The organism is Gaoshiqia sediminis (assembly GCF_025907915.1).
Taxonomy (GTDB): Bacteria; Bacteroidota; Bacteroidia; order Bacteroidales; family Prolixibacteraceae; genus Gaoshiqia; species Gaoshiqia sediminis.
Genome location: NZ_JAPAAF010000006.1, coordinates 154,421 through 176,302, shown reverse-complemented (window position 1 = coordinate 176,302; position 21,882 = coordinate 154,421). Strand labels below are relative to the sequence as shown.

The 21,882-nt window shown below is 44.6% G+C and carries 18 protein-coding genes and 1 pseudogene; 11 read left to right on the top strand and 8 right to left on the bottom strand.

The genetic code is table 11. The features are described from left to right. Window positions 1–345 precede the first annotated feature (345 nt). Genes N2K84_RS06760 through N2K84_RS06750 form a run of 3 tightly spaced genes read left to right on the top strand, consistent with a single transcriptional unit; the run spans window position 346 to window position 6,008 of the window. On the top strand, window positions 346–1,503 hold the full coding sequence (locus N2K84_RS06760; RefSeq protein ID WP_282591028.1) for an efflux RND transporter periplasmic adaptor subunit: 1,158 nt from the start codon (window positions 346–348) through the stop codon (window positions 1,501–1,503). Between the two features lies 1 nt (window position 1,504). Next, entirely contained in the window at window positions 1,505–4,729 is a 3,225-nt protein-coding gene (locus tag N2K84_RS06755; protein WP_282591027.1) for an efflux RND transporter permease subunit, read from the top strand. Beyond that, window positions 4,716–6,008: a TolC family protein gene (locus tag N2K84_RS06750; RefSeq protein ID WP_282591026.1), complete on the top strand. Its 1,293-nt coding sequence runs from the start codon at window positions 4,716–4,718 to the stop codon at window positions 6,006–6,008. Before N2K84_RS06755 ends, N2K84_RS06750 begins: the two co-directional genes overlap by 14 nt. A 54-nt stretch (window positions 6,009–6,062) precedes the next feature. On the opposite strand, the gene N2K84_RS06745 is transcribed toward N2K84_RS06750, so the two are convergent. The 8 genes from N2K84_RS06745 to N2K84_RS06710 all read right to left on the bottom strand — a co-directional run bounded on the left by N2K84_RS06745 (window position 6,063) and on the right by N2K84_RS06710 (window position 12,334). Continuing rightward, window positions 6,063–6,260, bottom strand: a complete 198-nt coding sequence (locus N2K84_RS06745) for a hypothetical protein (RefSeq protein WP_282591025.1) — start codon at window positions 6,258–6,260, stop codon at window positions 6,063–6,065. 9 nt (window positions 6,261–6,269) lie between these two features. Then, the gene (locus N2K84_RS06740) at window positions 6,270–7,199 is read right to left on the bottom strand and encodes an outer membrane beta-barrel protein (protein ID WP_282591024.1); all 930 of its coding nucleotides are present in this window, start codon (window positions 7,197–7,199) and stop codon (window positions 6,270–6,272) included. Between the two features lie 58 nt (window positions 7,200–7,257). Further along, window positions 7,258–8,298, bottom strand: coding sequence for an anti-sigma factor (locus N2K84_RS06735; RefSeq protein WP_282591023.1), 1,041 nt, complete (start codon window positions 8,296–8,298; stop codon window positions 7,258–7,260). Then, a complete protein-coding gene (locus N2K84_RS06730; protein WP_282591022.1) occupies window positions 8,295–8,780 on the bottom strand; it encodes an RNA polymerase sigma factor in 486 nt (161 codons plus the stop codon). The genes N2K84_RS06735 and N2K84_RS06730 overlap by 4 nt, the downstream gene beginning before the upstream one ends. Before the next feature lie 39 nt (window positions 8,781–8,819). Beyond that, complete coding sequence (locus N2K84_RS06725) at window positions 8,820–10,451, bottom strand: S41 family peptidase (RefSeq protein WP_282591021.1); 1,632 nt, start codon at window positions 10,449–10,451, stop codon at window positions 8,820–8,822. 20 nt (window positions 10,452–10,471) lie between these two features. Continuing rightward, window positions 10,472–10,897, bottom strand: a complete 426-nt coding sequence (locus N2K84_RS06720; RefSeq protein WP_282591020.1) for a deoxycytidylate deaminase — start codon at window positions 10,895–10,897, stop codon at window positions 10,472–10,474. A gap of 121 nt (window positions 10,898–11,018) precedes the next feature. Beyond that, window positions 11,019–11,390, bottom strand: a complete 372-nt coding sequence (locus N2K84_RS06715) for a response regulator (RefSeq protein ID WP_282591019.1) — start codon at window positions 11,388–11,390, stop codon at window positions 11,019–11,021. 149 nt (window positions 11,391–11,539) lie between these two features. Further along, on the bottom strand, window positions 11,540–12,334 hold the full coding sequence (locus N2K84_RS06710; RefSeq protein ID WP_282591018.1) for a 3-keto-disaccharide hydrolase: 795 nt from the start codon (window positions 12,332–12,334) through the stop codon (window positions 11,540–11,542). A 332-nt stretch (window positions 12,335–12,666) separates the two neighbouring features. Between N2K84_RS06710 and N2K84_RS06705 the strand changes: the two genes are divergently transcribed. From N2K84_RS06705 to N2K84_RS06670, 8 genes and pseudogenes are all read left to right on the top strand, one after another. Next, window positions 12,667–13,704 carry an ATP-dependent 6-phosphofructokinase gene (locus N2K84_RS06705; protein WP_282591017.1) on the top strand — a complete coding sequence of 346 codons (1,038 nt, stop codon included), beginning with the start codon at window positions 12,667–12,669 and terminating at the stop codon, window positions 13,702–13,704. Window positions 13,705–14,160: 456 nt separating this feature from the next. Beyond that, window positions 14,161–14,904: a hypothetical protein gene (locus N2K84_RS06700; protein WP_282591016.1), complete on the top strand. Its 744-nt coding sequence runs from the start codon at window positions 14,161–14,163 to the stop codon at window positions 14,902–14,904. 258 nt (window positions 14,905–15,162) lie between these two features. Further along, complete coding sequence (locus N2K84_RS06695) at window positions 15,163–15,750, top strand: hypothetical protein (protein WP_282591015.1); 588 nt, start codon at window positions 15,163–15,165, stop codon at window positions 15,748–15,750. Beyond that, complete coding sequence (locus N2K84_RS06690; protein WP_282591014.1) at window positions 15,747–16,157, top strand: hypothetical protein; 411 nt, start codon at window positions 15,747–15,749, stop codon at window positions 16,155–16,157. The genes N2K84_RS06695 and N2K84_RS06690 overlap by 4 nt, the downstream gene beginning before the upstream one ends. A gap of 98 nt (window positions 16,158–16,255) precedes the next feature. After that, window positions 16,256–16,471: pseudogene (locus N2K84_RS20525) on the top strand (site-specific DNA-methyltransferase); the annotation flags it as partial. Between the two features lie 108 nt (window positions 16,472–16,579). Next, the gene (locus tag N2K84_RS06680) at window positions 16,580–18,274 is read left to right on the top strand and encodes a site-specific DNA-methyltransferase (protein WP_282591012.1); all 1,695 of its coding nucleotides are present in this window, start codon (window positions 16,580–16,582) and stop codon (window positions 18,272–18,274) included. A 2-nt stretch (window positions 18,275–18,276) separates the two neighbouring features. Continuing rightward, window positions 18,277–21,273, top strand: a complete 2,997-nt coding sequence (locus tag N2K84_RS06675) for an HsdM family class I SAM-dependent methyltransferase (RefSeq protein WP_282591011.1) — start codon at window positions 18,277–18,279, stop codon at window positions 21,271–21,273. After that, on the top strand, window positions 21,260–21,880 hold the full coding sequence (locus N2K84_RS06670; RefSeq protein WP_282591010.1) for a hypothetical protein: 621 nt from the start codon (window positions 21,260–21,262) through the stop codon (window positions 21,878–21,880). The genes N2K84_RS06675 and N2K84_RS06670 overlap by 14 nt, the downstream gene beginning before the upstream one ends. Window positions 21,881–21,882: the final 2 nt, after the last annotated feature.

Sequence of the window (21,882 nt, the reverse complement as noted above, 5' to 3'; positions counted from 1 at the left end):
ACAGGATGTTTCCATTTCTATCTTTGAAAAACTTTTAAAGGCGCTAACTGTTTTTTTCATAAACCGCACTGAAAAAGCACCGGGCATCGCGTCAGGTTGACATCAAACCCTTGCCGTTCCCGATGGTAACAGACAGAAACGAGAAACATGTTTAGTTGACACTTATGCTAATTTTATTGACGAATAAAAGGAACGATATTAAACCTACAGACAGATAATTCATCTAAGCTGCATCATTTCTGTTAAGAAGAATCGGAGATACCGTTCCCTTCTGTAAAAATGCAGAAACAACTACATTTGCAAATTCAAAAAAGAAGACGAGTAAACCTTATGAAAATGGAAAAAATGAGTTGGAGAAAAATCACTTTTGTAGTCATTGCACTGTTCATCTTGCTGGGAGGGTCGGCTGCCCTGTCGTGGCTTTTTGTATCCATGAAACCGGAGCCACCGCAAGGGCCAGACACGACAATCAAACGTTTTGTAAAAGCTCAGCCGACAGCCTATACCGAAGTGGTTTCGCCACTAAAAAGAGAGGGCCGGGTTGTTTCCGGAAACGATGTTCTGCTGGTTTCAGAAGCTGCCGGAAAGATTGAAAAAGGAGCCGTTGCCCTGAAAAAAGGTACCTCATTTAAAAAAGGGCAATTGTTGGCCACCATTTATAAGGATGAAGCTGAATTAGCGCTCAAAGCCCGTAAAAGTCAATTCCTCCATGCATTTACCAACATCCTGCCCGACATGAAAGTTGACTTTCCGGATGATTACCCCACTTTTCTGGACTATTTCAACCAAGTTGATTTAGAGAATCCGCTCCCCATGTTGCCAATCCCCAAAAATGAAAAACTCAAAATATTTTTGGCCAGCCGCTCGGTTTTAAATGAATATTATAGTATTCTTCACGACGAAAAAAACCTGGAACGCCGTTCACTGTACGCCCCGTTTAATGGCACATTTACCCAAGTTAACTTTGAGGCTGGCGCTTATGTGAATGCAGGGAGCCAGATTGCCCGCATGATCCGAACCGATATGCTGGAGATAGAAGTTCCGGTTGAAAACGACAATAGCAAATGGATCAGGCTGGGCGACAAAGTAACTGTCCACTCGGGCTACACCGATCAGGTATTGCCCGGCACGGTTACCCGGAAGGCCGACTTTGTTGAAGCCAATACCCAGTCGCGGAGCATTTTTGTGCAGGTACAAACCTACTCAAACGAAGACCTGCTAACCGGCGAGTACAAGGTGGTAGAATTTCCCGGCCAAAAAATCGATGGCGCGATGGAGATCCCCCGAAGTGCGGTATTCAACTCCAACGTAGTATTTACCATTGTGGACGGCAAACTAAAAAAGGCTGAAATCAACATTCTGAAAATCAACGAAACCACCTTGCTGTTTAATGGGCTGGATGAAGGCGCCCTTGTGGTTACCGAAGCCCTGATCAATGTGAAGGAAAACCTGCCTGTTGAAGTATTGGCACCGAAACAAAATCAACCTGCAAAACTGAACTAGCATGAGGAAAATCGTCGAACTATTTGTCAGGTTCCCGTTTTACGCCAACCTGATTGTGCTTTTTTTGCTGGTTGTAGGAGGATTGAGCCTGGCCTCCATGAAACTGTCGTTTTTCCCGGAACGACCATCAAAAATGATTTTTGTCCGGGTAGCCTACCCGGGCGCCTCGCCCGTAGAAATGGAAGAAGGGGTAACCTCGCGCATTGAAGAAGCCGTACGGGGCATACCCGGCATTTACGAAATAACCTCTACCTCGTCCGAAAACTTCGCCAGTGTGCAAATCGAAATCACCGGCGAATTTGATATTGACGAAACTCTCATCGAAGTAAAGAATTCTGTTGACGGAATTTCGTCCTTTCCAACAGCCGCCGAACGCCCCATCGTTTATAAACAGCGCACCACCTCGCCTGCCATGCAGCTTATGGTCACAGGCGATGTGGACCTGCTCACACTGAAAGATTATGCACAACAGGTGGAGGAAGATTTCCTGTCATCCGGCCTGATCAGCCAGGTAAACCTGTCCGGCTACCCAGACCTTGAAATATCGGTGGAGGCAAAAGAGGAAGACCTGCTTCGCTACGGCCTGACATTCAGCGACATTCAAAATGCCATAACCCAAAACAACCGCGACGTTTCCGGCGGGCAGCTGCGCTCGTTAGACGAGGAAATGCTTATCCGTTTGCGATCTCGCAGCGCCGACCCCATCAAAATCGGCAACATCGTAGTAAAGGCCAATGCCGACGGAAGTGTTATCCACCTGCGCGAAGTTGCCATCATCAAAAAGAAATTTTCGGACCTGAGCCCCAACAAAGCGCTCGAAAAAGGAAATCCGGTCATCCGTATTTTCATCTCCAAACTGATTTCGGAAGACTTAGGCGACATCGATCAATATATCAGCAGCTACGTGGCCGAATTCAACCAAAAAACTTCCGGAGTGGAACTGGTCGTCACCCGCTCGTTCCTGGACCTGCTGAAAAGCAGGCTGGACCTGTTGCTGGTCAACGGCGGACAGGGGCTCCTTTTGGTGGTTCTCGCGCTGGCCATTATGCTGAGCCTCCGCTTGTCGTTTTGGGTGGCCTGGGGAATCCCGGCCTCCTTCCTGGCCATGTTTATCGTAGCCAACCTGTCGGGCATAACCATCAACATGATCTCCCTTTTTGGGATGATCCTGGTCATCGGTATTTTAGTTGATGACGGAATTGTGATCGGAGAGAATATTTTTCAGCATTTCGAAATGGGCAAAACCCCCATCAAGGCCGCTGTTGATGGCACGATGGAAGTTATACCCGCAGTACTGACATCAGTAACCACGACCATTGTGGCCTTTTCTCCTTTGTTTTTTATTTCCGGCCAAATGGAAATGATGTTCGAAATGGCCTTCATTGTTTGTGTGAGCCTGTCCTTTTCGCTGTTCGAATCCTTTTTTGTGCTACCGGCACATTTGGGTAACTCGCATGTATTGAGCGAAAAAACACTCCACGAGAAAGCACATGGCTTGCGAAAATATATCGAGAAATTCTTCTCCTGGCTGCGCGATTATGCTTACCACGGTGTGCTGAAACTGGTCATTGAGTGGAGGTATGTTGTCATCGCCCTCCCCCTGGCCATGATTTTGATTACTTATGGTCTATTGGGCGGTCAAATCATTAAAACCACGTTCTTCCCGAGAATGGAGTTCGACTCATTCAATGTAAACATTGCTTTCACACCCGGTTCGGGAGAGAAGCAGACCATGGAATACCTGGCCCGATTTGAGGAGACAGTTTGGACCGTAAACGAAGAGCTGAAAAACGATTATAACGACACGCTGGACATTATTGAATACTGTACGGTAAACATCGGTTCCGGTTTCGATGGACAGGAAAGTGGTTCCCACACCGGCAACCTGTTTGTGTCGCCCCGCAATTCGGAAGAAACGAATATCAGCTCGTATGAAATCATCGAGCGTGTCCGAAAAAAAATTGGGTCAGTTCCGGAGGCTGTGAAATTTACTATCGGTGCACAAAGCCGCTTTGGCCTCCCGGTATCTATCGGCCTGCAATCGCGCAATGCTGAAGAACTTGAACAAGCACAGGCTTATATAATTGAACGGCTGCAGGATATGCCCCAATTAAAAGATGTGGTGAACAACAATGCTCTTGGGAAACAGGAAATTCTGCTCAAACTGAAACCCAAAGCTTACATGCTAGGATTCAACGAGGGAATGATCGCCGATCAGGTCCGCCAGGGTTTTTATGGAGGACAGGCCCAGCGGTTGCAGGTTGGCCGCGACGAGTTGCGCGTTTGGGTTCGGTATCCCGCCAACGACCGCGAACAACTCGGACAACTCGAGCAAATGAAGTTCAAAACACCCTCAGGCGAATACCCCCTGATCGAACTGGTTGACTACGAAATGAAACGTGGCCCGGTAAACATTCAGCGATTTAATGGCCGCCGCGAAATCCGTGTCAACGCCGACTTAGTTGACCCGGACGCTTCGGTAACAGAAATCCTGGAACAAGTAAGGGCTGAAATCATTCCCGACCTGAACGTGCTTTACCCCGGAATCCAGGTGGAATACCAGGGGCAGCAACGCGAGGGACAGCGCAACATGAAGGATATGATGCTGTATTTTCCACTGGCATTCCTGGCCATTGTCTTCATCCTGATGATCAACTTCCGCTCGTTTGAGCAACCGCTGATCATCCTGGTGATGATTCCCATTTCCATCCTTGGCGCCATTTGGGGCCACGGCATCCACGGAAAACCCGTTTCTATGTTGAGTTTGTGGGGAATTGTCGCGCTATCGGGGGTTGTCATCAACGATTCGGTGGTTTTCCTATCGAAGTTTAACCTGCTGATCGAGGAAGGCTTTAAAGTAAAAGAAGCCGTCCTTCAAGCCGGGAAATCACGCTTGCGCCCAATTATTCTAACCACGCTCACCACGTCGGCCGGCTTGTTTCCCATTGTACTCGAACGGAGCTTTCAGGCGCAATTCCTTATCCCGATGGCCATTTCGTTGGTGTACGGGGTGGCATTCGGCACTTTGTTCATCCTGTTGTTTTTCCCGGCATTAATTGTCGTGCTGAATGATGTCCGCCGCCTCCTCCGCCAATGGTGGCATGGCCGTGCCTTCAAGCCCGAGGAAGTCGAAATTGCCTACATCAATGCGCAGAGACGATACGATGAAAAAACTCCCGAAGAAATTAACGCTGACAAAAAAGACAGATACTATGATACGCTATAGCCTGCTATTGGCAATCCTTTTCATTACATGCTCCGGATTTGGGCAACAAGCGCTCAGTTTGACAGATGCCATCCGGATTGCCCTGGACAATAATTACGACCTGCAACTTACCCGGCAGGACGAACAAATTGCAGCAATCAGAAACAGTTGGGGAACGGTTGGACGCTACCCTTACGTAAACTTATCCCTTGAGTCGCGAAACAACATCAACGAAAACCAGACAGAAGATTATGTCCAGAATCAATACCTGGGTTCAGCCAACGTGAGCTGGACCCTGTTTGACGGGTTTGCCGTACGCATCAATAAACAAAAACTGGATGAACTGGAAGAACTCTCCCGGCAAAACACAGGCATCATGATTGAAGGAACCATTCAATCAGTAGTGCTTGCTTATTATGCCGTTTTGCTCGAAAAGGAAAAGCTGGAAGTTTACCGGGGAGTAATGAACCTGTCGGAGGATTTGTACAACCGGGCAGTGGCAAAAAAGGATTTTGGCACTGCCGTTACGTATGATGTGCTACAGGCACAAAATGCGTTTCTGGCAGACAAATCGGCTTTTTTGACGCAGGAGGTCGCCCATAAAAACGCCTTGCGCAATCTTAACTACCTGCTTGCAGTGACCAATAATCCGGACTATCAGTTCACCAGTGAGTTTTCGGCCATCCCTGTTGACTATTCCCTGGCCAAACTCTCCGAACAAATGATGGCCAACAACAAAAGCCTCAAAAATCAATACATCAACCAAAACTTGCTGAAGAATGCGGTTGCCCTGGCCAAAAGCGATTTTTATCCGTCGCTGGCGTTTGCCGGTGGCATTACCGGCTCACGGTTAGGTACCGATTATGAAACACGTGGTGTCAGCTGGGGCAATTCAGCCAATCTCTACGGGAACCTCACGTTGAGCTTCAACTTGTTTAGTGGCGGAAACCGGAAACGTGCCAAACAAATTGCCGAAATTGAACAAAGCATGGGCGATGTGCAACTGGAGCAGATGAAACATGAACTGGACAACCAGCTAGCCAATATTTTTGAATTTTACCTGGTTCGCAAAGAACTGCTGAACGTGGCCGCCGAAAACCTGGCCACAGCCAACCTAAACCTGCAAATCAGCCGGGAAAAATTCGAAAGTGGCGCAATCAATTCGTTCAACTTCCGTGATGTGCAAAACCTTTATTTAAACGCGGCACTTCGGGAATTGGAAGCCATTTACAGCTTTATCGATACACATACCAGCTTGTTGCGGATGACCGGGAGCATCATTCAGCAATACGAGCAATAACACAAAAAGCAAATTAAAAAACGGCTGTAGCCTATCAAAAGCAGCGGCCGCTTTTCATTGCCTGTCTTTCATAACTGACATATCTTTTCCCAGCAACAGGCTTTCCTCTTTTGTTCTCAATACTTGCTGTCCCGGATGACGAATTTCAGTGTTTTCATCTACCGGAGTTCCCGACAGGTAATCTGACAGTATTTGCTGAAGTGTCTTTTCAATCAACGGATAATTGGATATACTTTTCGTTATGCCTTGCAAATGAATGCGTTAGAAGTTGATGAGGCTAATACCAATACTGAAAGGGAAAAGCTCAGGCCCTTTATCGTCTTTGAACAGTGGCGCAAGACTGTAAGTGGCGTACAACGAAATGTCCTTCAATCCAACCCGCGCAACCGCGGCATATTTAAACGGGTTGATATTGAAACTTCCGCGGTCTTTGGTTTTTGAGTTATCGGCCTTGATCTTGGTGTGCGATCCCAAGTTGATCCCCCCTACCATTCCCCCGGAAATAAAAAGCTGATTGGACTTCCCGTTCACCGGAACCTGAAATTCGAGCATCAACGGAACCGTCAGGTAGGAAACTACCAACTTTGATTTTTCAAAATTATCTTCCGCTACTGGGAAAGGCCGGACCAGTCCGTCCTCGGCTTTATCAATCGTAAGTTGATTGTCGAAGCGATAGTTATTCATCGAAAAACCCATGCCGGTTACCAGGCCAACACGTTCATCTTTCAGGCTAATATTATACTCTATGAAGTTCAGGTTGACTTCCAACGACTTGGGCTGGTCGAGCTCCATAAATTCATCAGCCCCGGCTCCGTACAAGCCGTAATCGGCCTTGGCCAACCCATTCACGCCCAACTCCAGCCCCGACCAATGTCCGTTAAAGCGTTTGCGCTTGTGGTCGCGCCATTCCGAATCATCACCCCAGCGATCCTCCCGGCGAATATTCACATAGGTTTTGTGGTCGCCTTCCACAATTTCGATGTTCCGACGGCCAACCCGGATGTTAGTTGTATCGCCGTGGTAATTATCGCGGATATTGATCCGGTCGTTCAATAAACTAACCTCGCTGTGTTCAGCATCTTCGGTAACTTCAACCAGTTTTTTGGTCAACACCTTCACATCGGTTGTATCCTGCGCCTGCATGGCCACAACAATCAGCAGGATCAGGGAAAGGAAAAGTAATCGTTTCATAGCTTTTTAAGTTAAATTCTGACCTATGACGGGCAATTGCCAGAGAAAGTTACAGGTGCTATCTATTTTTTCGGACAGGAATGGAAAATGCAATCAAACGGCTTTGAAAGCTGATTTCTGAAATTCGCCCTTGCGTGTTGGTTTCAACCGAAAGTCGGTTGTTGCTGATATTTTCGGCGGCCTGAATCCCTGCCTTGGCCAGGTTCGAAAACGTGAAACTTTCACCTTTTGGCGCCTGAATCAGTTTGTGGGCCAGGTATTCATCCAGGCTCAGTGCTTCAATTTCCGGTTTCGGTTTTTGTTCTATTTCCAACTTGGTAATAGCGCTTGTATTTTCAGTCATCCGGAGGCGGGCGTCCAGCGGGGCCAGCAGTTCGGGAGCTGTTTCGCGATCGTTGGCAGCCAATTTATTCTCAGCGAGAAACTCGCCCTGTTTCTGTTCAACGGGTACTGACTTTTTTTCATGCAGCACCACATCTTCCAGCTTTGCCAGGTCCTCCTGTGTTTCCGATTTCACTTCCTCCTCTACCGTTGGGGATTTCGGGGAATCAGTTTCAACCGGCATTTCAACGACTGCAACTTGCTGATGGGCAGTTGGCGCCAGCAGACTGTTGGGCAAAAACACGCGAATGGACAAAATCAGCAGCAGGATAGCAGCCGCACTTCCGGCCCAAATGAGCAAGATTTTTTTCCGGTTGGACCGCATCAGGCTTTTCTTATCCGGGAAACGAGTGGTTTCGTCAACCTGCAAACGGAGACGCATCATTAAATCGAAGGATTTTTGTTTGGCGGGATCGTCTGCCACTTCTTCCAGCAAGCGTTGCTGTTCGGGCGGCTCCAGGTCACCTTCCAGGTAAGCCACGGTACGATAGTCGAAATCAGCCGATTCAATCCTTGGATCTTTCAGCAACTCATTTTTCTTGCAAAAAAACACCTGATCGCCTGGATACAAATTGATATTCGATACGCCCTTCAGCTCATCAGCCAGATCAGGGTTATTTTTCAGAAAGTCCAAAAACTCATCTACCCGATTGGCCGGCAAGGTACCGTCCAGGTAATCGAGAAAGTAAATTTCGTAGTTTGACCGACTGATTTTCATACCAATACATCAATTTTTCCAATATAATTTTTCAAGAACACCCGGGCGCGGTAGATATACACCTTCACCTGAGTTTCGTTGAGGCCTGTAATTTCGCCTATTTCCTTGTAGGAATAACCTTCGTAATCGCGCAACATCAGCGCCATTCGTTGGTCGTCGGGCAAAAGTTTAACGGCGCGGTCAAGCACTTCACCCAAATCAGAATACTGCTCAAAATGAACATCTTCCACTGGATGATGACCGTCAATTAAACGCAGCCTGCTATCCTTCCGGATGAGGTCGATCAACCGGTGATAGGCTGTTGTGTACAGATACGGTTTTGCTTTTTCAGCAGCAAGGCGGTTATGATTCAACCAAAGCTTCTCAAAGCTGTCCTGGACCACATCGCGCGATTTCTCTTCGTCACGCAAGTTTTTCAGCACAAATCGAAAAACTCCGTCTGCGTATAGATTTACAGCTGTATTGTACTCTTCAACGGTCATGGGGCATACGTCTTTCCACCCGGTATGACGGTTGAGGGTCTATTTTGTTACAGCTAAAATCTTCCCGATCGAATCCTGTGATTGAGAAATCTCAATGGCCTTCAACAATGTTTTGTCTATCCGCTGAATAATCGGAAAGAAACCTTCTTCGCCAATCAGGTTGCGGGCAATGTAAGCCATTAGCTGGTTTTCAATAATTTCGCCGGAAAGCTTCAGCCCTGCCGGGTCTTTGGGCACACCTTTAGCTTCCGCAAAATCTTCGAAACGGTTCAGAATATGTTGCCCGGAAAGGTAAGTAATAAACTCACCGGCAGTCTTCAGTTTTTTCAATTCGTTGCGGTATTTATCGCTATACTCAAAAGCAAAATGATAAACCAGCGCCTTTTGCATTATTTTGGAATAGTACCCGGAGAAGCCAGTCGTATCAACCGGCACGAAATAATCGGGCATGATGCCGCCGCCGCCATAAACCACGCGTCCGCTTTTGGTTTCGAACTTCAGCGAATCGGCAAACTGAATGCTGTCGGCCACCTGAAACTCTCCATGCACCGCGCGGTTCATGATATCATGGTAATACTGATCGGTTCCGTCCTCGTATGGTTTTTGGATACTTCGTCCGCTGGGGGTGTAGTAACGCGCCACAGTCAGTCGTAGCGCCGAGCCATCGTTAAAAGGAATCTGTTCCTGCACCAAACCTTTTCCGAAAGAGCGCCGTCCAATGATAACGCCCCGGTCATTGTCCTGGATGGCACCGGCAAAAATTTCGCTGGCCGACGCGGAATATTCATCCAACAACACAAATACATTTTTTCCCAACCATTTGCCCTTGCTGGTGGCGGTGTAGGTTTTCCGGGCTTGAGCGTGCCCTTCGGTATAAACAATCAGTTCGCCTTCATCTAAAAATTCGTTCACCATTTGCACAACTGCCATCAGGTATCCCCCGGGATTTCCACGCAAGTCAACGATTATTTTTTGTGCTCCTGCCCGATCCAGTTTCTCCAGTGCGTCCATGAACTCGCGGTAGGTTTTCTCGGCAAACCGGCTGACTTTTACAAAGCCGGTTTTCTCGTCAATCAGGTAACTGACATCGACACTGATGATAGGGATATCGCCGCGGGTAATTTCATAACTGATCAAATCGCTGATGCCTTTTCGCTTGATGCCCACATTCACTTTAGTACCTTTTTGGCCGCGAAGCAGACTTAGTACTGTTTCGTTTTTAACGCCCACACCGGCAATCAGCGAGTCGTTGACCATCACAATGCGGTCGCCGGGCAATATGCCCAATTTATTGGAAGGGCCGCCCGACACCACATCAATCACCTGAACGGTATCATTGTGAACAGAGAATTGAACTCCGATTCCGCCAAAGTTTCCCTGCATTTCCTCGGTAACGCCCTGCATGTCGCGGGCCGGAATGTAGGTCGTGTGCGGATCGAGGTTCTCCAGCAGCGTAGGAATGGCCTCCTCCACCAGCTTTTCTGTCGATACGGAATCCACGTAGGCGTTGGCGATCAGGTCAACGATAGTGCTCAGCTTGTTGGGTTTCGAAGCTGCAAAATTCTGAAATCCCGTCTGTGGGGTTTTACCCAGGTGGTTACCCAAAAAGATGCCGATAATTACCGACACAGCAATTAATATGGGTAAATAAATAGATATTCGTTTGTTCATGTTTTCTGCTTTCTGTTGATTTATGCGTCAATTTCAACCTGCACCACTTCAATATCGGCCCGTCGAAGCAGGTCGATGCCATCTTCCAGACGATAGTTGTCAGTAAAAACCACCCGTTTGATCCCGGCCTGAATAATCAGTTTGGAACATTCAAGACAAGGCGATGAGGTGACATACAATGTTGCTCCGTCGCTACTGTTGTTTGATTTGGCAACTTTCGTAATTGCATTCGCCTCGGCATGAAGAACGTACGGCTTCGTTTTGTAGTTTTCGTCCTCGCAAATATTTTCAAAACCGGACGGCGTTCCATTGTAGCCATCAGAAATAATCATTTTGTCCTTAACAATGATGGCGCCCACCTGCCGACGCTTACAGTAGGAATTTTGTGCCCAGATGGCAGCCATTTTCAAATAGCGTTGATCCAGCAAATATTGTTTGTTTTCCATTAGCTTCTTTTTCTTTGCCCCCAAATGTAATAAATGATCGCGCTAAATAGCCATAGGCTGACACAAAAAACGCTCACTTCAGTCAAGAAATGAACGTTTTAGATTTTATGATGATCGATTTTTAACCGTGCAGATATTTCTCAACAATGTTGAGCAGGTCTTTTGACTTGATGGGTTTGGCCAGATAATCATCGCAGCCGGCGTCCAAAGCCTTTTCCCGGTCGTCGGACATCGCGAAGGCAGTTTGGGCAATGATCGGAATTTCGGGATATTCTCCCTTAATCAGCCGGGTAGCTTCATAACCGTTCATCTCAGGCATTTGCAGATCCATCAAAATCAAATCAATATTATTTTCCTGCCGAAAGATATCTACGGCTTCCTGTCCGTTTTTGGCCCAGTATATTTGTGCATTGATTTTGCTTAGTACCGCATTTAGGTATAAATAATTCGACTCAACATCCTCTGCGATCAGGATTTTTGGGTTGTCACTCATGGTTATTCGATTTCCTGTTAATTGCGTTTGCCAACCAAAGATATTGAAAGTTTTACATAAATGCCACCCTGAGAATTATTTTTGTGAATTTTGTAAAACAAAAAAGGGTTGCAACCGCAACCCTTCCTGTTACTATAACGAAGTGCGTTTTACAATTCTCTGATTTTGATATTTTTGAACCAAACGGCATCGCCATGGTCCTGTACGGCAATAACGCCTTCTTCGGCTACATTTGCCCAGTTTTCATTCAGGCCGGGAAATTTGCTGTCAGCCACCATCGTGTTCCAATCATCTGTCCACAAATGATATTCGACAACGGTTTCGCCATTTTGCTTATGCACAACCGTGCCTTTGTAGCAAATAATCTCGATGCTGTTCCATTCGCCTACCGGCTTGGCATTTTGCGGTTTGGCCGGAATCAGGTCGTACAATGAACCTGCCTGGCGGTTACCGTCTTTGCCCAGCATGGCGTCCGGGTGACGCTCGTTATCGAGCACCTGCATTTCGGGAGCCGTTTTGTAAATTGGCCATTCAGGAACTTCTACACCCAGGTAGAAAATGCCGGAGTTGCCCCCTTCAGAAATTTTCCAGTCCATTTTCAGGTGGAAGTTTTTGAACTTTTTGTCATAAAGGATGTCCCCACCGTCATCTGCGCCAGCTTCACCCTTACCCGATGCTTTACAATGCAGTGTACCGTCAACAGCTTCCCAGGCCAGTGGCACAACATCTTTGTTTACACCACGCCATCCATTGGTCGTAGCGCCATCAAACAACAATACCCAGCCAGCTTCTTTTTCAGCAGCAGTCAGCGTATTGTCAGCAGCAACTTCTTCCACAGCAGCAGCTTTCTCATCAGTGGCAGTTTCAGCTTTTTTTTGTCCGCTGTTACAAGCAACGGCAGCAAATAAAATTCCGGTTAATAGGAGCGAAAAAACTTTTCTCATTGGTAATTAATTTTAGGTTATCGAAATTATATGTCGGAAAATCCAACTTTTCACGAATTTAATAAAAAATCTTCTTCCCGACAGAACAAAATTCCACGGGATACATATAACTGGCATGATGACAAACGTCCGGAGAAAAAATTTAACATCTGAAATCCGAGGAGGCTGGAGCCAAAGAAATACAAGCGGGACAACTGTCTCATGAGTTTAGGTTATTCGTTGGTTGTTGTTTCTGAATTTGGTCAAAAGTATAAAAAAACAAGAATTGTTTATTATTTTCGGAAGATAATTAGTTGGACCGTAAGTCCGCAAATTTCTCAAAAATAAAGATTATGAGTGCTGAAAAACCAAAGCGAATTGGAATATTGACGGCCGGAGGCGACTGCCCCGGACTAAACGCAGCGATCAGAGGCGTTGGCAAAACAGCCATCGTTGAATACGGCATGGAAATCATTGGCTTTACTGCCGGATATTCCGGCCTGATCGAAAAAGAATACGTGGAGCTGAAGGAATCGAGCTTGTCCGGTATCCTGACATTAGGTGGGACCATATTGGGCACATCGCGTGAGAAACCCTACAAATTTGTAAAGGAAGGGGACAATGAGAAACCGGAACTGATCAAGCAAAATTATCAGGAACTGGGATTGGATGCTTTAGTGTGTATCGGAGGAAACGGAACGATGAAAACAGCCGACCGCCTGCGAGAAGAAGGGCTGAACGTAGTCGGAATCCCAAAAACAATTGACAACGATGTTTGGGGAACAGATGTCACTTTCGGGTTCGACTCGGCGCTCATGATTGCCACCGAAGCCATTGACAGGCTTCACACAACGGCAAACTCCCACCAGCGGGTGATGATTATTGAAGTAATGGGGCACCATGCCGGTTGGATTGCCTTGTATGCCGGAATGGCGGGGGGTGGCGACATTATCCTGCTTCCCGAACTGGAATACAACATCCGCTCTGTATGTAAAAAAATTGAAGATCGTTACGAAAGCAAAAAACCATATTCTATTGTAGTTGTGGCCGAAGGTGTCGATCATCCCAAAAACGTTTCGGCGGCCAGCTATCTGGCCGAAGCCATCCAAACTTACACGGGCATTGAAACCCGCGAAACCGTGTTGGGCTATGTTCAGCGCGGGGGAAGCCCCAGCCCGATGGACCGGATTCTGGCGACCCGATATGGCGCTTACGCCGCCCAGTGTATTGCCGAAGGAAACTTTGGCACCATGGTGGCCATGCGAAACAATGAACTGACAACGGTTCCGCTGTCCGAAATCAGCGACCGGCTCCGCCTGGTTGAAAAAAATCACCCATTAATCCTGAAAGCGCGGAAAATGGGTGTCTCATTTGGAGACGAGTATTTGTAACGGAATGATCCATTTCACGAAGAAAGCTGTTTCTCAACGCCTGGTTTGCCTGAGGGACAGCTTTTTCATTTACATGTAGGTTTCAATGACACTCTCCCAATTACTCCATTGATCGAAAACTCAATTCCAAAAAAAGCGACAAAGCACATTTATCCGAAAGCCAATACAAAGGTAACCCCACTGGAAGTGTGTTCTGGAACACAGCCGATTTCTATCCGTTTTAAAAAAGCAGCTTTTGCAACTGGTTTCTGAACGAATGTTTTTCAGCATCATAAAAAATAGTTTGATCATATAGGTCGAATGCCCTAATTTTAATCATGTCAGTTCCACCCCAAGCCCCGGGGATGAAATGAGATGGTGGATGGTGACGGCAGGTAGGCGTCAGAAATGATTCCCTTCAATAATTAGTTGATAATGGAGTTTCTCTCTTAATAAATAACTTTAAATGATTAATTTATGGCAAACACTGACGATTACAATGCCAAAAAGGATGAGCTACAGGCCATCCCCGTTGAAAACGTTTCAACCCCCGGAATCCCGGTGGATGTGTATTTACAGGAAGCCGAAAACCTTTACCACTGGGCGCTGGATGATCAGGAAAAACTGTCGGTTGTTGGCATCAGCGCCGACAAACTGAACGATTTGCCCGTTCGGGCCGGGGCTTGCCGCGAAGCCCAGTCCATCTGGTTCAAAGAACGTTTCTCGCAGCAGGAAGCGCAGCGCAATTGGGGAATCCAGTCGCCCCTTGCTTACGGCCTGCGCGATGAGCTGTTGCATACTTACCGCTACGCCTACCGGAAGGACGAGGCTGTCCTTGGCCGTGTTTCGGCCATTGCCGAGGGCGACGGACATGCCGACATGATCCAGGACCTGAACGACCTCTCCGTTCTGGGCCGCGAAAACCCGGAGCCCCTGAACAATATTGGTTACGATTTGGCGAAGTTGGAACAAGCCGCCAACACGGCCGACCAGATGGCCGACCTGCTGGCGATGGCCAACGGCGACAAAGCCGACCAAAGCGAATCCAAGATCATGCGCGACAAAGCATACACCCACTTGAAAGAGCTGGTGGATGAAATCCGCGAAGCCGGTAAGTATATTTTCTGGCGCGATCCGCAACGCTACAAGGGCTATGTGAGCCAATACTGGAAAAAGGTAAACCGGCAGAAAAGCGAACAACCCGACGAAGTCGTTGAATAACAGCATCCTGTTAGGGCGGCATCCTTCCTGTTAGCCGGCTGACCGCCCTGTAAGAGAGTAACCCGTTCCTGTTAAACAGGGCGGGGTACACCTCCTACAATGCCGGGCGCCCAACCTACAGGACAACTCCCACAGTTACCTGAAAAGCCCCGCTCAGCAACAGGACGGGGAAATATTTAACAGGAGCGGTTAAGAATGCAACAGTGCGCATTTATTCTTTAATTTTAAAATATCATAGTCTCATCTAAAAACATTCTTATGGAAATTAAATTCAATATCGACATCGAAGATTCTGAACAAGAATTGCTAAAGACTGTACTCCATTGCAATGACACTGATCTTGAGGATCAGCTAAGTAAGATTGCGCGTTCTTCTTTTGAAGAGAATAGGAAAATGATTATCGGACAAAAAATATTTACACGTGGACGAGATATCATTGAATACCGACTTTTCAATCTGATTAAATTTTATTTTGACAGTAAAATACCTGAAGAACAACGAATATGCGACCTGTTCCAAATAACTGCCACAGAAGCCAGGGCCTATATTCGGTCCATCATGTCAAAATATCAATATGATTTACGGGAAACGATCAAGGAATCCCTAAAAGAACAGGTGTTAAATATTACAAAGGAAGAAGGTGATGAAGATTATAAACTTTCCATTCAGAATCAATACTTTAAAGATGAATTGAACCGGATACTTGGAAACATGGATACAAGTTTACCTATAATCGAAAAAGAAAGAGGAACCATATCGACTTACATTATAAAGGAATCGTCTTATCAAAGGTTGTGTGCCTATTTTGAAATCGACATTGAACCAGAAAATAATGAAGAACCATGATGAATGATTTATTATCGGCCTCCAGTATTCTTTTGGCAATATTAACTGCCCTGTACGGATTCTTCTACCCTTCAATTAACGAAGTCCTGCTGATTAAACCCTCGACACATCCTGTTGATGACAAACGAAATTATGCCAAAGCCAAAGAAACAAGGAATACCAGGCTAATTCCCCTAATGATTGGTACAATCGTGATATCACTGGTTTTTTTACCAGAATTCCTAAATCAAATGGTAATTTGTTATGACTTATTAATTGAACATGGATTTCAAAAACTGAGCTATGATACTTTGATCGCTACTTTTATGGTGGTTTGCTTTTTTATTTTCCTGTTGACGATAAATACGGTAAATATTTTCTTCAAGTATGTCAGCAAGATGAAAAAGATAAACCCGGACAGAAGTTGATTGAAAACATAAGAACTGCATAAATACTGCCTATTTCTTTACAGGTTTAGCCGGAAAAGTGTTACTTTGTCGGTCATTTTTCATAAGAACCGAAATCCATGCAGAACCTCCAAAACGAACTGACTGAACTGCTGAAACAAGAAGATGCCCTGGTCATTGACGGCCAGCTTAATAAAAACAAAATCGTTGAACTCGCCCTTCAGGTTGACCCCAAACTCATCCGCTTGTTGTTGCAGCATGAAACCCTGAAAAGGCACTTTTTCACTGAAGTGGAAGGCGTGTTGGTGTTCGACAAAATCAAGTTCCAGCGGTTTGTAAACAACAAATCGTTTTTGCCCGACAGCTACACGACGTTTAAAAACAAAATTGGCCTGACCATTAACGACGGAACAACCGATAATTACATCAGTGCCAAAAACGACGTGGTACTGGCCTGGCCGCACAAGGATTGTGTTTTGGAAGGCGGGCAAACCAAGGAAGACCAAAAACGGAACGAGATATTTTGGAACGAGACCCTGGCCCCCGATGAAATTGACCGCCTGCTCGACCCCAAAGTATTTACCAACTGGAAAAAATACGACCAGCATGGCGAACACCCGGTAACCGAGTTTACCGATACCGACAACCTCATCATCAAAGGGAACAACCTGTTGGCCCTGGCCTCGCTAAAAAAACGCTATGCCGGAAAAGTTAAGCTGATTTATATTGACCCGCCATACAATACAGAAAGCGACGAATTTAGGTATAACGATACTTTTAATCATTCAACATGGTTGACTTTCATAAAAAACAGATTAGTAGTTGCTAAAGAGTTAATGAAAAGCAATGGGATTATTTTCATCCACATTGGTGACCAAGAACTTCATTATTTAAAAATATTATGCGACGAAATATTTGGTAGGGAATATTTTATAGCAACCATCCCAAGAAAAACCAGAAACGGGAAAAGTGATGTACCATTTAAGATGTCTCAAGATTATGACTGGATGCTAGTTTATACAAAAAAAGCACCGAAAACAGATAAACTTTTTCAAAGATCAATTACTAGAAAGTATTATAAATCGGATGACTTCCCAGATGATGAATGGCGGTTATCTGATTTAACGACCCAAAGAACAATAGATGAAAGGCCAAATTCAGATTTTACCTTAATTAACCCTAAGAATGGGGATGAATATCCGGTTAATCCAAATAGATGTTGGTCTGTCACAAAAGATAGTGTATTAGATTTTTTATCAAAAGGCAAAATTGTATTTCCCGGAGATTATGATTTTCTAAAAATTGAGCAACCAGCCATGAGGGTATTTAAATCAGAAGAAATTGAGAAGAATGGCGACGATTTTGATAAAGCTTACGTTTCTACTGATTTTCTTAACAAAATGATGGACGACCTTTTAAAAAATGCTCCAAATAAAAAAGGCACTGATGAGATGGTTGACCTATTTGGAGAGAAAATTTTTTCATACCCAAAAAACGAATTGCTCCTGCAGCGAATTATTGAATATAGTACAAATGAGGGAGACGTAATACTAGATTTCTTTATGGGAAGCGCCACCACGCAAGCTGTTGCTCATAAAATGAAACGACGATATATCGGCATTGAACAAATGGATTATATTAATACAGTTTCGGTAGAAAGATTAAAAAAGGTTATTGGACAAAAAGTACCGATTGGTGCAAATGAAGTTTATCAACATGAATTAGAATTTGCAAGTGATTCCCCAAGTGAATATTGTAAATTAGAATTTGATAAGGGTGGAATTTCAAAAGCTGTTAACTGGCAAGGTGGTGGCTCGTTCATCTATTGCGAGCTGGCCAAATACAACCAAACCTTTGCCGATCGGATTTTAGCGGCCACAAGCAAAGAGGAGTTGCTGGCTATTTGGGAACAAATGAAAGAAAAGGCTTTTTTAAGCTACCAGTTCGACAAACAAACCTTTGATGAGCGTATTGCCGCGTATAAAACCTTGCCCTTGGACGACCAAAAGAAATTTTTACTGGAAATACTGGACAAAAACCAGTTGTATGTGAACTACTCCGAAATGAAGGACGAAACTTATGGCATTAGCCAGGAAGACCAGAAACTAAATGACCTGTTTTATGGTAAAACTTTTTAGCTATGGGAAACAACTTTTTTATACAGGAACTTGAGTTTAGAAACCTGACGGAACAATTACCAGAAGACATTGCCGGTAAAATAGAAGGTATTACCGGGGTGCATTATTCCGGTAAACTGCCTGCCGTTTTCATTAAGGAAGTAGAAAATTTTGAAATCCCGGTTTTAAAGGAAATTGCCAAACTTCAAAAACAAATCTGGAACAACAGCACAGTTGTGTTTCTGTACGTTGTATCGCCTGCCGAAATCAGGATATACAACTGCAACGATAAGCCGAGGCCTCACAAAGACGATAACGAACTGGAGCCGATGCTGAATGAAAAGCTTGTTGAAAGCTGCACGATTGACGACAAAAAAAAGCTGGAGCAAATAAAACACGTGTTTTCGGCTGCGGGCATCGATTGCGGGGCAGTCTGGACAAGCGAAGAAGGGTATGCAAAGAAAATTAAACTTCAGACCAAGGTTGATTCTTTCCTGGTTGACAGTTTGATCGGCCTTGCAAAAAAGTTGAATGATGAGATTAAAAACGAAGAAGTCATTCACAGCCTGCTCATGCGCTCCATCTTTATCATGTATTTACAAGACCGAGGGGCAATACCACAAAGTATATGGGATGAGGTTGGCGAACATGACTTTCTGAAAATATTAAACGACCACGAAAAAACGTATCAACTATTCGGCAAAATCAGCAGCAATTTCAACGGAAATGCATTTCCGTTGGTTGATTGTGAAAAGGACATCGTATCGCCGGTCCACCTGAAGTATTTAAAAAACTGTTTGATTGATGGGGATATCAATTTAGACCAGTCAAAATTATTTGATGGTTGGAGGCTGTTTAACTTCAGTTTGATCCGGATTGAAATGCTCAGCGAGATTTACGAGAATTTTTTAGGTGAATTCAACCCGGAAGGGAAACGCAATGCCGGGGCTTATTATACCCCGCCGGCATTGGTTGAATTGGTCCTGAATAATGTATTGCCCGATCATGAAACAGACTTTGACAAGAAGATACTGGACCCTGCCTGCGGATCGGGCATTTTCCTGGCAATGGCGTACAAACGGTTGGTAAACCGATGGAAAAAGTCAACCAATCGGGAACCCGATTTTAAAGTACTTTCCGACCTGCTGACCGATCATATTTTCGGGGTCGAGTTGGACAAAAAATCAATTAAGGTGGCGGCGTTTAGTTTATACTTGTCTATGCTCGATTTTCTGGACCCCCGCGATATTTGGCTGGATAACGACAAACAGTTTCCGTACCTGATTTACGACGAGGAATCGCCCAACCAGGATGATAAAAAAGGGAGCAACCTATTCCGGGCAGATACCATTGCAGAAGGCGGTAAATTTGAGAATATAAGCTACGATTTGGTTATCGGGAATCCGCCATTTGGAACAGATGGATTAAAGGAAAATATTAAGGGATATTGTAATCGACATAAATTCGCGCAACAATTTGTTATTCCTTTCATTCATAAATCGGCGAGCCTTGCAAGAAATGGGAAAGTAGCCCTATTGTTCAACACTCAACTACTTACATACCCCAATACTGGTTTGGTAGCGTTCAGGAAATGGTTGTTTTGTAATAATTATGTGGAGAAGATTTTTAATCTCGCCATTTTCCGTAATGCAACAAAAGATTTTGGAGGCAGTCTGTTTTCCACTGCAAAAGTTCCGGTCAGCATAGCCATTTTTAGACCAAGTCAACCTGAAAAAAGGTCTAGAACAATTGAGTATTGGGCGCCGAAAACATTTATCCGGAATAGTGTAGTTGAAGGAGTAATCATCGATACAACAGATATCAAATATCTTCCGCGCGAGGAATGTGAAAACCCGGAAAGCAAAATCTGGAAAATAGCGCAATGGGGTAATTTGCCTGACTATTTTCTGATAAATAAGCTAACACAAAATAATCTTTCAATACAGGAATTGGAGAAAGATAATCTTATTTCGATTAAAGCAGGGCTACATGCTGCTGAAAAGGGAAAGGAAAGGATAAGAATAAACGGGTTATTTCTTGAAACAAAAAAAATTCAGCATTACTATACATCAAACCGTTACGTCAAGAATATTGACGCCGAATTTAGAAAAATAGATACCACCATATTTTCACCTCCGTATATTGGCATTCCTCAAAACATTATGAAGCGTAAAATATGCGTATCATATTTTGATAAAACTGTTTTTTTCAAATCAGGCATTTTTTGTTTGAATAGCGAAAATAATAATCTACTAAAAAATCTGACTATCCTGTTTAATTCAAAATTGTCAAACTACTATTTCTTTCTGATATCCGGTTGCTGGGGAATCGAGAGGGATCAGCTTTATTTGTCAACCGAATATAAGACCTTTCCGGTTTCAGATGAATTCATTAAAAAGCAAAATGAACTGGATTTTCAGAAGACAAATTTTATCCTTGATGAACTGGATTTTGACAATAAACCTGAAACATTTAATGTAGCCCGCTACGATGAGGAAATCTATTCCTCTTATAATTTACAGCAGAAAGAAATAGCAATGATTGAGGACTTTGTAAAATATTCAATCAGCTTGTTTTATGACAAAGAAAATTCTATTGCCCTTCGACCTATAGCATCTGAAACTCCGGAAACCTTAAGTTATGCCGAAATGCTCTGTAATGAGATAAACGATTTTCTTATGGTTGGCGAACTGAAGGTAAACGCGAGGGTTTATAGCGTTTCGCCCTACACGCCTCTTTGTATCGTAGTTTTAGAAATTGTAGCCAAAGAGAAAGTCGCATCGCCCCGCTTGGTTGATGCTGACGCCGAATTTCAAAAAGATTTGAAGGAAATAGAAAAATATACCTGGACGAGATATGCCGAAAACATTTATGTCAGGAAGCAGGTACGGTTCGTTACCGACGATTCCATTTTTATTGCCAAACCTAACCAAAAGCGTTTCTGGACACGATCGCAGGCCATAGAAGACGCCCAATCCATTATTAACGAATTATCTGCTGCTGAATATGCTGATCAATAAGTTTCGCCAGGAGATCAAAGACAATCTTTGCCTTCGATGTATGACCCTGTTTGTGGATGCCTATCAATTGGCAGTATCTGATAACGTCTATAAAATAGGATGGGATGAAGACCAGTTCACAGCCCACCTTTGCGGATACCTTAATCAACTTAAGGTAAAGGGGCAGTGGTTTGTATCGCCACAACAGCCTTATTATACGGAAAATCATTATAGCGGAATTGAGCATGCCAGTGTGGCGCCCCGTCCTGATATCCGTTTTGAAAAGTATATTTGGCAAAACGAATCTCCTTTCGAGTTTACAATTGAAGCAAAAAACTTAAAAAGCAATGACTCTCATTTAAAAGCCCGTTACATTGACACGGGTATTGAGAATTTCCGGAACAAGAGGTACCCGGATGGATGTTTGGCGGGTTATGTCATCCAGGGTACCGCTGATGAATGTGCAACTGCGATCAACAGTTTGTTGCGGAAACGCAAAAGGGCTTCCGAAGGATTAATAAAAACAAATTTTATCAGAGGATTTGAGTCAAGCTATCTATCTACGCATATTTCAGGGAATGCACCGATGAGTTTACGACATATTTTCCTTGAATTTTATATCAACTAAGC